This window comes from Paenibacillus sp. FSL R5-0623, from assembly GCF_037974265.1.
Classification (GTDB): Bacteria; Bacillota; Bacilli; order Paenibacillales; family Paenibacillaceae; genus Paenibacillus.
In genome coordinates this window covers 2,034,828-2,046,682 of the sequence record NZ_CP150233.1, presented here as the reverse complement: position 1 = coordinate 2,046,682, position 11,855 = coordinate 2,034,828, and the positions used below count along the sequence as shown (strand labels likewise).

Annotated in this window: 10 protein-coding genes; 5 read left to right on the top strand and 5 right to left on the bottom strand. The window is 50.4% G+C overall.

The window, feature by feature from the left end; genetic code table 11:
- Window positions 1-26: 26 nt before the first annotated feature.
- Together MKY92_RS09460 and MKY92_RS09455 are read right to left on the bottom strand one after the other, a co-directional pair.
- Window positions 27-518 carry a phosphatidylglycerophosphatase A gene (locus tag MKY92_RS09460; protein WP_036609851.1) on the bottom strand — a complete coding sequence of 164 codons (492 nt, stop codon included), beginning with the start codon at window positions 516-518 and terminating at the stop codon, window positions 27-29.
- Between the two features lie 206 nt (window positions 519-724).
- The gene (locus MKY92_RS09455) at window positions 725-4,744 is read right to left on the bottom strand and encodes a DNA polymerase III subunit alpha (RefSeq protein WP_339300374.1); all 4,020 of its coding nucleotides are present in this window, start codon (window positions 4,742-4,744) and stop codon (window positions 725-727) included.
- A gap of 268 nt (window positions 4,745-5,012) precedes the next feature.
- Here MKY92_RS09455 and MKY92_RS09450 point away from each other — a divergent pair, with 268 nt between their 5' ends.
- The 3 genes from MKY92_RS09450 to MKY92_RS09440 all read left to right on the top strand — a co-directional run bounded on the left by MKY92_RS09450 (window position 5,013) and on the right by MKY92_RS09440 (window position 6,276).
- Window positions 5,013-5,342, top strand: a complete 330-nt coding sequence (locus MKY92_RS09450; protein WP_026081169.1) for a YtrH family sporulation protein — start codon at window positions 5,013-5,015, stop codon at window positions 5,340-5,342.
- Between the two features lie 21 nt (window positions 5,343-5,363).
- Window positions 5,364-5,852 (top strand): hypothetical protein, encoded by a 489-nt coding sequence (locus MKY92_RS09445; protein WP_339300372.1) that lies wholly within the window; start codon window positions 5,364-5,366, stop codon window positions 5,850-5,852.
- Between the two features lie 82 nt (window positions 5,853-5,934).
- On the top strand, window positions 5,935-6,276 hold the full coding sequence (locus tag MKY92_RS09440; protein WP_339300371.1) for a YtpI family protein: 342 nt from the start codon (window positions 5,935-5,937) through the stop codon (window positions 6,274-6,276).
- Window positions 6,277-6,421: 145 nt separating this feature from the next.
- On the opposite strand, the gene MKY92_RS09435 is transcribed toward MKY92_RS09440, so the two are convergent.
- The 3 genes from MKY92_RS09435 to MKY92_RS09425 form a co-directional block, all read right to left on the bottom strand.
- A complete protein-coding gene (locus MKY92_RS09435) occupies window positions 6,422-7,756 on the bottom strand; it encodes a DRTGG domain-containing protein (protein WP_076209105.1) in 1,335 nt (444 codons plus the stop codon).
- Window positions 7,757-8,000: 244 nt separating this feature from the next.
- Window positions 8,001-8,285 carry a hypothetical protein gene (locus MKY92_RS09430; protein WP_085981456.1) on the bottom strand — a complete coding sequence of 95 codons (285 nt, stop codon included), beginning with the start codon at window positions 8,283-8,285 and terminating at the stop codon, window positions 8,001-8,003.
- A gap of 319 nt (window positions 8,286-8,604) precedes the next feature.
- Window positions 8,605-8,952 carry a YlbF family regulator gene (locus tag MKY92_RS09425; RefSeq protein WP_036609862.1) on the bottom strand — a complete coding sequence of 116 codons (348 nt, stop codon included), beginning with the start codon at window positions 8,950-8,952 and terminating at the stop codon, window positions 8,605-8,607.
- Window positions 8,953-9,189: 237 nt separating this feature from the next.
- Here MKY92_RS09425 and MKY92_RS09420 point away from each other — a divergent pair, with 237 nt between their 5' ends.
- A complete protein-coding gene (locus MKY92_RS09420) occupies window positions 9,190-10,557 on the top strand; it encodes a YheC/YheD family protein (RefSeq protein WP_221823125.1) in 1,368 nt (455 codons plus the stop codon).
- Window positions 10,558-10,607: 50 nt separating this feature from the next.
- Window positions 10,608-11,798 carry a YheC/YheD family protein gene (locus MKY92_RS09415; protein WP_339300370.1) on the top strand — a complete coding sequence of 397 codons (1,191 nt, stop codon included), beginning with the start codon at window positions 10,608-10,610 and terminating at the stop codon, window positions 11,796-11,798.
- Window positions 11,799-11,855: the final 57 nt, after the last annotated feature.

Below are 11,855 nucleotides of genomic sequence, written 5' to 3'. Positions count from 1 at the left end.
ACAGACAAGCATGGAAATACAGGGGGTTAAAGGTCTGAGGGGTATTTTTTGGCTTTAATATTTTTGTGTGCAATCCGGGCAGAAGCCGCAGCGGCCACCCCTGCGACCAGATCATCCAAAAAGACATGAATGGCTGTTGTGTGTTCGTTCAAATCATGAATTACACCTATTTTTTCTTTATCCAGGTAACCAAAGCTGGTTAAACCAATCATACCATACACATGAGTAATGCCGAGGGCCAGAGTCTCGTCCACTCCATACAGGGATTCATCCGCTTCCATAATAGCCTGTAACGGTTGGGGCAAGAGTTTTTTCTCCGCAAGTTCGTCGAGAGCAATACCCGTATAGAGCGTATATTGCACCTCTCGTTTCTGCAGAACGGATTTCACGCTGGTTACACAGTCGTCCAAGGTCAGTTCGGGGTGGTACCCTTTTTGCAGACGGTATACAATTGCTGCGATTGCATCAATCCGTACACCCCGCCGGGCCAGCATGGCTTCTACGATTTCATATGACATATCTCGACCTCCCGCATCAATCCCCCGAGGACCGCGAGGTCCTTCGGTGTTCTCAAGTGTATGCAGCAACCTGTTAAAATGTTCATAAAATGTGCGGATGGTTGAAATCAGGAACCGCGCTAAAGTAATCACAAAAAAACCTGTTCAGCATTGAGCCAAACAGGTTTCATACTATGGATAAGTGCTATCACTTACGGGACAGCCTCTTATTTAATTTTGACTGTGCCTTCCCCCAGCATTTTCTCCATATCGGAGAATAAGGTAGGTGATGGCTTAATCCGGTAGGCATCACTTAGCGCAAGCAGCTTCTGCTGCTGCTCATAGAAGAGCACTGTCGCCACAGGTCCGGGATGCTCCTGAAGCAGCTGCTTCAGACGTGCCAGAAGCTCAGGCTTCTCGGCATGAGGGGCAATCTTCACGAACACCCGCTGCTCCACGGCCCGCGGTTCGCGGCTCTGCGCCGGGCTGCCTGCCGCTTCTGCGGCACCGCCAGGCCGGGAAGCCGCCGCCGTGGCTGCGCCCGTACCCGCCGCATCGCTGCGCGTCGCTGCCGAGCCTTGGCTCCCGCTGCTACGCACAGCGGAAGCATCCCCGCCTGCGCTGCTGCGCTGCGCTTCGGCTCCTGCGCCCGCTGGCCGCCGCGGCGAAGCCGACTGCGCCGGGCGCGAAGAACTGCCGCTGCCGGGCTTGCCGCGCCGGTCGCGGCTGCGCAGCTGCTGCTCCAGTGCCGCCGGTGACAACGGCACCACTTCCTCAGCCAGCAGCTTAAACCCTTCGTCCTGCTGCTGCACTTTGGCACGCACGACGAGCAGTTCACCTTTCCCGACATGTTGCTGGCTACGCCGCCATACCTCGGGAAAGAGAACCACTTCACAGCGTTCAATCTGGTCTTCCAGCTCCATGAACGCCATAGCCTTGCCCTGTTTCGTCGTAATCGACTTCACAGACACAACCATACCCGCGGCGACGGTCATCGTGTCGTCTGCCGCCTCGGTCAGCTCCATGATCCGGTCAGCCCCACTCGATTCCAGCACATCTTCATAGTCATCCAGCGGATGCCCGGAGAGATACAAACCTAACAACTCACGCTCCAGCTCCAGTTGCTGCCCTGAGGAATAAGGAGGAATATCCGGATACTCAATCTCCCAGTTTGGCGTCTCAACAAAGTCGAACAATTGAATCTGCAGATCCTCGCGTTCCTTGCGCCATTTCAGAGCCGCTTCAACAGTCTCATCCAGCATCGCGAGCAATTGGGCCCGGTGCCCAGGTAATGTATCAAAAGCTCCGGCCTGGATCAGCGATTCAATCACACGTTTGTTGCATACACGCAGATCCACACGACGGCAAAAATCGAGCAAACTGTCGAACGGTCTCTCCTGCCTTACGATCATAATGCTTTCCATTGCCTGGGTACCGACATTTTTCACAGCGGCCAGACCAAATCGTATTGCACCCATTGAAGAAGCCGTCACCAATCCCGGTTCCTTCCGGTTGTCGGATGTCTCAGGCATGGATGTTGCTGCCTGCCACTCATATTCACCACTGTTCTCTTCCGGTCCAGGACCGGGATCATCCGGCAGAGGTGCTTCACCATATTCGGCTTGTCCGGAATATCCATCATGCTCATGAACGCGATCTTCCCTGAAGGAACTCTCGTTACCGTTCGTGGCATGTTCTTCGGCAGGGCTTCCGGCGTCACTCTCTGCATCTGCTCCCGCAGTCTGCTGCGATACATTGCTCTGATCCCCGGCTCCTGCGCTGCCGGACGGCACAAATACAGGTGTGAACAGAATACCACTCTCATTCACATCCGGCGGAAGCACCTCCATGTCCATACGCCGACATTCCACCACGTACTCTGCCACTTTCCGATGACTGCCCATTACGGCTGTTAACATGGATGCCATAAAATGAACCGGATAATGCGCCTTCAGATACGCTGTCTGGAACGCAAGCACACCATATGCCGCGGCATGGGCACGTGGGAAGCCATAGTTGGCAAACTTGACGATCATATCATAGACCAGGTCTGCCTCTTCTTCGCTATACCCTTGTTTCAGGCTGCCTTGTACAAAGTGTCCACGCTCCAGATCCAGCACTTCCCGTTTCTTCTTGGAGACCGCTCTGCGGAGCAAATCTGCCTCACCCAGCGAGAAACCGGCCATCCGGGAGGCTATCTGCATGATCTGTTCCTGATACACGATGATGCCGTACGTATCTTTCAGGATAGGCTCCAGATCCACATGGGGGTAATCCACTTCAATCTGTCCATGCTTGCCCTGAATGTATTTGGATATGAACTCCATCGGGCCCGGACGGTACAAGGCAAGTACAGAGATTACATCTTCAAAACCACTTGGCTTCATCTCTTTCAGCACACGGCGTACCCCGGCAGATTCCAGTTGGAATATGCCCATCGTGTCCCCTCGCCCAAGCATCTCGTACGTTAACGGATCATCATCGGGAATAAGACGGAAGTCCGGAATTTCTCCATGTTCCCCAATCCAGCGCACACAACGCTCAATGATCGAGAGGGTACGCAGACCAAGAAAGTCCATTTTAAGCAACCCGATCGACTCCAGGTTTTCCATGGAATACTGGGTTAATGCTGTCCCTTCACTGCCCTCCTGAAGCGGCACCACATCGGTTAGCGGGTCACGGGAGATAACCACTCCCGCTGCATGCGTCGAAGCATGGCGTGGCATACCCTCGACCTTCATCGCCATATCCAGCAGCTCACGTGTCTTAGGCTTGGTTTCATACAGCGCCTTCAGTTCAGGTGTAGCTTCCATGGCCCGCTCAATGTTAATGCCAAGCTGCGCCGGAATCAGCTTTGCAGCCTTGTCCACTTCACCATAAGGCACATTCAGTGCCCGTCCAACATCACGTACGGCTGCACGGGCAGCCATCGTTCCAAACGTAATAATCTGGGCGACATGGGCTTTGCCATATTTATGGGCGACATAATCAATGACCTCATCCCGACGTTCATCGCTGAAGTCAATATCAATATCCGGCATGGAGATCCGCTCGGGATTCAAGAATCGTTCGAAGAGCAGGTTGTATTTCATCGGATCAACATCGGTAATATGCAAAGTGTACGCTACCAGACTACCTGCCGAGGAGCCCCGGCCTGGTCCAGTAACAATGCCTTGCTTATGCGCATAGGCGATAAAATCCCAAACAATCAGGAAATAATCCGAGAATCCCATGCTGTCGATTATACCCAGCTCATACGCTAATCGTTGTTCGAGTTCGGATCGAAGCTCCGCATCTGTCCAACGTGTGGACTGCGCATAACGCTCCTCCATTCCTTCTTCGCACAGCTGACGCAGATACAAAGAAGGGCTGAGTCCATCAGGAAGTGGTCTGTATTCTGGCAAAATCGATTTGCCGAATTCCAGCTTCAACTCACAGGAATCCGCAATGCGGACGGTGTTTGCCAGAGCTTCCGGTACATGAGGAAACAAACGAGCCATCTCTTCTTCACTTTTCAGATAGAGCTGATTGGTTCCAATCCGAAGCCGAGTCTCATCATCCACGGTCTTGCCTGTTCCAATACAGATCAATACATCCTGAAGCTCCGCGTCCTCTTCGGACAGATAATGCGCATCATTGGTGGCTACAAGCGGAATCTCAAGCTCAGCCGCTAGTTTGATCAACTGCGGATTTACCCTTTTTTGCTCGGAAAGCCCGTGATCCTGAAGTTCCAGATAGAAGTCGTCACCAAAGATATTTTTGTAGCGTAACGCCGCACTTCTCGCCTCTTCTTCTCGTCCATGCAACAGATGCTGTGGTACTTCCCCACCCAGACATGCGCTTAGACAGATAATGCCCTCGTGATGGGCAGCCAGACTTTCCATATCTACACGGGGTTTGTAATGAAAACCTTCGAGATGTCCAATGGAGCACAATTTCATCAGATTACGGTAACCCGTCATATTTTTGGCAAGCAAAATCAAATGATGAATCGGTTGATCCTTGCGGCTTCCCCGCTCTTTGCGGGACCCTGCTGTCATGTATGCCTCGCACCCTATAATCGGCTTGATGCCTCTCTCCATACATGCTTTATAAAAAGGAATTGCACCATACATCACGCCATGGTCGGTCAGCGCAAGTGTCGTCATTCCGAGATCTGCAGCCTTATTCACGAGATCCGGAATACGCGCAGCGCCGTCCAGCAAACTGTATTCGCTGTGAACGTGCAAATGCACAAAAGAACTCATGTTTTTTTCTTCCTTTCGCCGCAGATAGTCGCAGCATCGATCATCTGATCCGTCTGCTATCCTATCTATCTCATATATATATGAATTAAATAAATAAAAAATGGAATCTCCTATTAAAATTCGTGACAACCTCATAAAAAGGAGACTTTATTATTCTATTTTATCATAACGTTCGGGGGCACGCCCATACAATAGAAGTACAAGCCGCTCCCCCTGTGACAGACCCAAGACAGGAGGTGTGCTGCTAGGTCTGAAAGGGGTGTTGCCAGTGAGCACATTTTTGTCCAAAGCCATTCTTGATTTCTTTATTGCGTTTGGAATCGTGCTGGGCGGCGCGATGATCGGAGGTATTGGAGCAGTGATCTCTCTTCAGCCTCCGACACAGACAATGCTCGATATTTCCGGGAAAATAAAGATATGGGCACTCGCAGCCGCTGTCGGCGGCACAATAGATCCCATGCGTGTCATCGAGAGCAATTTCCTGGATGGTAACCTGTCTCCGGCGGTCAAACAAATTCTGTATTTAATCTCTGCTTTTATGGGGGCGCATATGGGAACCGAGCTGGTGAAATGGGTGTGCGGCGGAGGCCGGAGCTAATATGAGACAGGAACAGCGTTCATGAGAATTCCGCCATTTTCCCGTTACCGCCCGCTGATGCGAATGACCGCTGTGTTTGTTCTGGGAATGATCGCTGGATGTGTCGTCTACAACGGTATATTTCACCTGAGTTACAATGCGTTGTGGCTGAACAATCAGGAGCTGCAGCTTCAGCTGCATCAGAATGAGGAGGATATCAAAACGCTGAAAAAATACAGTAAACGCCAAACCGTTATCAAGGAAATCAAGGTCCGTGCAGAAGAATCGGATAAGGGGCCAGACGAGGCTTCTCTGAAAGTGATGTTACAGAAACTCGGAGACGAACTTGAGGTACTTCGGGGCAGAGATGTATTCAACATCGATGAGTATAGCAAAATGACGCGAATCATGCTGAATCAGAAAGTCTACTCTGTCAGGGAAAAGGAGTACACCGTTCAGGTCAAAACGATGCTGGTTATGGAAGGGGTACTGCAAGTCTGGGTACAGATTCGCATGCACGTTCCTGCGTAACAGCAAAAAACTGCCCTTGTCTGCATCTCTGCATGGTACAATAAGGGCAGTAAATGCTTTCCAGAAAAGGAGCTGCGTCTTTGTGTTCATTGATGTACTCAAATATGCACTAATCGCCATCTTTGCTGTTGCCATGGTTTTTGCAGCGTTGAACAGCATTCGTTCACACAGAAGTTCGGATGCTGCCAGCGCCGGTCTGTACCGTTCGTGGACAAATATCTGGATGGGTGGCATGCTTGTTGTGCTTGCACTGATTCTGATGTTTGTCTTCACGGGTTCCACTTTATCCGTGATTGTGGAAGCGCTATTTCTGATTATGGGTGCGTATAATGTATTTGCCGGAATACGTAACCGCAGTTATTATGCGCGGCTTCAACAACGGTCCAGTAAGGGATCAGGTAAAACCTCCGGACAATCTGCATGATTCGTTGAAGCGCTATCATTGCGTCTGCAAAAAGAGAGTACTTCCCCTTCGTTAAGCGAAGCCAGAACCGCGCGACAGCGCAACCCGGCAGAGCTTCTTGATCAGGGAGTACTCTCTTTGTCTATGCCCGAGGCAACGTACCCTGCTAGGCATGGTCAATCGACTGCAATGTCATTACCGCTTTGCATACCACACTGCCTTCACGGGTAACCACAATGTCCATTTTGCACGTTCGACGACTGGTTTCCAGAATTAACGGTCGAACCAGGATCTGATCCTCAATCTGTACCGGTCGAACAAAATACGTCGTTACATTATCGACCACATGGTCGTTCCCTGTAACATCCCACGCTGCCCGCCGACCAGCCTGTGTCATCACATTCAACAGAACACCTTCGGAGATCGTACCCAGATCCGTTGCCATCTGAGGAATGATGAATCCGTGGAATAACAATTCGTTCTGTTCACCGCGCTCCTCGGCAAACCCGTTCCAGATCAGATGATCAAACGTCTCTCCCAGTTGTGGCTGCTTCTGTGCATCCCGCATGGCCTGAAGCACTTCCTTGCGTGTGACGGACGCAATCAGTTTGCGGTTCCGATCCACGATTGGCAGAAAATCGATACCTTCCCAGGTCATAATCTGGGCAGCAGAAGCAAGAGATGTCTGCAATGAGGCCGTAATCGGGCGGCGTATCACACATTTCTCAATACTTTGATCTTCTTTCAGCTCACTGACATCCTTCAGACTCACAATCCCGATGACCCGGTTCCATTCATCCACCACTGGGAAGCGATGTTCACCCGTCTCCGACACCAGCATATGAAAATCTGCTGCTGAACTGGTGACCTTCAACACCTGCAGGCGAGGTTTCTGACCGATAATATCTTCAACAAGCATAATTTTTTTCTTAATCAGCCGATCGAAGATCGCACGGTTAATCATTGAAGCCACTGTGAATGTATCATGTCTGGATGAGATAATCGGTAGCCCAAGCTCGTCAGCCATAATTCTTACTTCACGACTTGTCCCAAAACCACCCGTAATCAACACGCCCGCTCCCTGTTCGAGGGCAAGCGAGTGAGCATCTTCACGGTTACCTACAATCAGTAGACTCCCAGCGTCAATATAACGGGCCATTGCCTGTTCTTTCATCGCACCAATCACATACTTGTGCAGCGGTTTGGTGAGACCTTCGTTCCCCCCCAGCACATGGCCCTCCACAATGGTCACAACATCAGCAAAGGTCAACTGTTCCGACATGCCCCGAGGTCTCTTCTCGATCCGCACCGTTCCAATTCGTTCCTTGGTCACGACCAGCCCGAAGTTCTCCGCCTCTTTCACCGCACGATATGCTGTCCCTTCACTTACACCCAGCTCCCGCGCAAGTCCACGTACTGATATTTTGCTGCCAACCTTCAGTTGTTCAATATGTTGAAGTAACTGTTCATGCTTCGTTACGTTCTCTTCCTGTCCGTCCAACTGTACCACCCCCGAAGATGCATCTGTACTATACTGTACCTATTATAACACGACGTCAGGAAAATAACCCCACTTCCTATCCCATTCTTATTGGGAAATGGGCTGCTTGAATTCAATCTTCCGATTATTCCCTGATCCTTGTATATAACAAAAAGACCGGCCCCTTATGTGCAAGGGAATCCGGTCTTGTTCCAGAGGCAGAACCAACGCTGTTGGCCCTGCATACGGATTGTAATTCTATCCTTTATACAGACTCGCTCCGCTCCTGCTTGTCCAGCAGTTTCATCTCCCACTGCCGCAGCTTCGCCCGACGAACCGCTTCCAGTGCACGCTTCTTCTCTTCATCCACACCGAGAATAAAATGCAGATGTGCACCAACGATTAATAAGGAGAACAGCACCCATACGATGCCAAAAATATTAACCCAGTCCATTCCTCCAGCAAAGGAAATCCGCGGCAGTGCAATGACCAGCATCGACAACGCAATAAGCAGATAGATTACATGTTTTGCTTTTTTCAACCTTTTCACCATTCACAGCTCCTTCGTTCTTGATCGACTCTATATGTCTAGTCTATGAACGATAAGGAGCCAATATGAAAGGTTCAGGTAAAAAAACAAGACAACCTTTTAGTACGTGTTCAAAAAGATCAGTTTTCAGTACCGAGAAGATGGAATGAAGCTAGAAATGGAGTAGCGGAGCGTAGGACAACTACGTGAGCAACCGCAATGTTTCCGCAGGAAACAACCTTCGTAAGCCCACACTCATTTCGGCTGAATTTCAACTTCGATGCTGATGAGCCGCTAGGCATCCTTCGTAATCAAAAGTTTACTTTTTGAACTACTTTTTTTACGCTTCAGCGCCACCGTACAGATGACCCAGGCTGTCAGCAATAATTTTATTCACGTCTTCAATGATGACACTGAGGCGACGCTCCGCATCAAACAAGCGACGGATATTCAGATTCAAGCTCAGTACTTCAAACAATTTTTCCATTTTCTCCATCTCATCCGGAGCTGGCATATCGCCGCTCATCATACGTTGTTGCAGTTCCATTTGTTGATCACGGAAGTTATCCAGCATTGCTTTTGCATCCGGATCAGCTTCAATCAGCTTCATCGCGGAAGTAATCTCTTCCACCTCGCTGCTTTCTCTCAGTGCTTTGGCCAAATCATTGGCTTTGTCATAAATGTTCACTATTATTCCTCCTCAGATTGGTTTGTTCATCCGTGTTAATACACGCTTTTCTTCGCTGTCAAACAAGGACGATCTGAAACAGGCCATCCATAACCTGCCTCGAAATCAAATGCATTTAATCCATATGGGTCAATCACCAAGGGTTATATGTCCTCATATGATGAAGCACATGCCATGTTCAGATGCCGTTCAACTTCGAGATCAGACATCAAGTTGCCGCCCGGAAGGAGATCCGTGATGTCCACTAAAAAAGTAACGATTCAGGTTACCGGCTCGGGCATCCTGCAGGACGACGTCATCATGCTGGGCGAAGGGGTGCTTAAGGCGCTTAAAATCCCTTCAGGAAGGCCGCTTCAGCTGCAATTTGGCTCTTTCCGTCGCGAAGTCACTGTTATTCCGGTACCAAGGTATGACGGGCTGCGCATCAATCAGACAGTTGCCAGCAAAACCGGTCTCGTTCCACGTTCGGTTCTGAGGGTATCCTATCGTTCAGCCAGCCGTACGCTTCGCCTTGGACCCTACATCAGTGTACTGGTTAGCCAGGATTATCCCGATCAGCCCGATCGGCCCTTTGGCTCCATCACGATGTTCTGTCAAGAACTGGTGAACGCCTGCCGTAAGCAAGGCGCCTATGTATCCTTTTTCACACCGGAGGATATTGGAGCGGTAACGGGTTATATGAAAGGCTGGGTGTATGATGACGGCTGGAAAAAGACTGTTCTGCCTGTAGCAGACGTCGTCAATAACCGGCTAACGTCCCGCAAGCTTGAGAACAAACCTAGCGTACAGCATTTTATGAAAGAAGTAAAATCGCTCTACGGCACGCAAACCTTCAATGAAAAGTTTCTGGACAAAAACGAAGTGTTTGACGCACTCAAGTCCATTTCAACGCTTAAACGAGTTCTTCCCGAGTCTCATTTACTCAAGACATCAGCCCTGCTCAAGACGATGTGCAACCGACATCCGGTTGTATTTCTGAAGCCCGTACGCGGCTCTTTGGGTAAAGGGATCATCCGGGTCTCACGTCAGACGGACGGAAGCTTCCTGACTCTGGCAACTGGCGTCGGGGGCACCCGGAAACAAACGTATACTTCTCTGGATAAACTGTATGCCAGTATGTCTGGGAAAATGAAAACAACGCGTTATCAGATCCAACAAGGGCTGACTCTCATTGACAACAGTGGCAGACCCGTGGATTTCCGTGCGCTCGTGCAAAAGAACCGTACAGGTAAATGGAGTGTAACCTCCATCGTCGCCCGGATTGCAGGCGGGAGTCACTACGTATCCAATCTGGCACGGGGTGGAAGTCTCAGCACCGTCAAGGATGCTGTTGCCAAAACACAGTTGTCTGGATCAGCCAAAGCTTCCGCTTATGCAGGATTGCACACCGCAGCACTGGATATCGCAAAGGGGATTGAGAGTGCCATCCCTGCCCATTTTGGTGAACTTGGTATTGATCTGGCTCTGGACACCACTGGGCGCGTATGGCTGCTCGAAGTCAACTCCAAACCATCCAAGAATGATAATACACCACTGAGTGAGAGCAAGATCCGCCCTTCCGTCAAAGCCATGCTTGAATATTCTACGTACCTGGCGGGTTTTTGAAAAGTTATTTCCTATTGGAAACAAATCTGATAGAGGAGAGGTGCAGCGTAATGTTTCCATCATCTCAGACCAAGACACTGGCCATTCTGGTACGTGCAACCGAAGGCTCACCTCCCTTTACAGATGAACTTTTCTGCCGTCGTCTCAGTGTGGGGAGCATGCGATACGCCCTTCAGATTATTGTGATCCCGATATCAAATGATGCAGTCCATCTCCCTCTTCAATGGGGATATGCCTATCATCAAGGGAAGTGGAATTCGCTACCTGTTCCTGCAGTCGATCTCATTATGGATCGTTGTCTTCGCCCAATCTCCAGGTACGTCAGACAACAGCTTAAGGAATGGATACCAACCAACGGCACAGATCAACATCGTTATTGGTCTGCTTCCCTTCCAGGAAAATGGGAGGTGCATCGTGTGTTGTCCCGAAATCCTGACTTGAGGTCACAACTTGCTCCCACAACCCGGATCGGATCACATATTCCTTGGGAAACATGGCTGGACCGTTGGCCCAGAGGACTGTTCTTCAAACCGGTATCCGGGACTCATGGCAAAAATACTTTTCGCCTGTCTCGGGGAACGACCCCATCGACATGGATCGTGGAGGGGCGTAACGAAGACAATGAGCCCTTTTTTCTTACATTCAACCATACCCAGGCTGTATCTTCCTGGCTAGCATTACATCAGGCTGAGCGTAAGATGATCGTGCAGCCATATCTGGAGCTTAGCCATCATGGAAGAGCATTCGACATACGGGCTCTAATGCAAAAGAATGGGCAAGGTCGCTGGACACTTACCGGATGTATGGTACGGGAAGGACCCGAAGGTTCACTCACGTCCAATCTTCACGGTGGGGGTAAAGCATATCCTGCCCACGCATATCTGCTCCAGCGATATGGAACGATCCGCACGGAAACTCTGCTGAAGAGCATCCGGCAGACTGCTACTCTTATCCCCACCCTGCTGGAAAGCCGTTTCGGCAGGTTAGCCGAATTGGGGCTTGATTTCGGAGCAGATGCAGAGGGCCAACTCTGGCTAATTGAAGTCAACTCCAAACCAGGCCGCACCTCATTTGCAGAAGCGGGCGACCGACGCATGCATACCCTGACTTATACGCGGCCGCTTGCCTATGCCCGTTATCTGTTGCAACAACATGTTCTCACGGACGTCATTCGTCCAATGAAATTGCCGAATACATCCAGCAAAGCTGGCCTGAAACCCATCCCGATTCACGGCGGCTGAGGCCCGCAGCGCCCGCTTGCCATGGAGCCCAAGGATCTTTTCAGGATAGGAGGATAA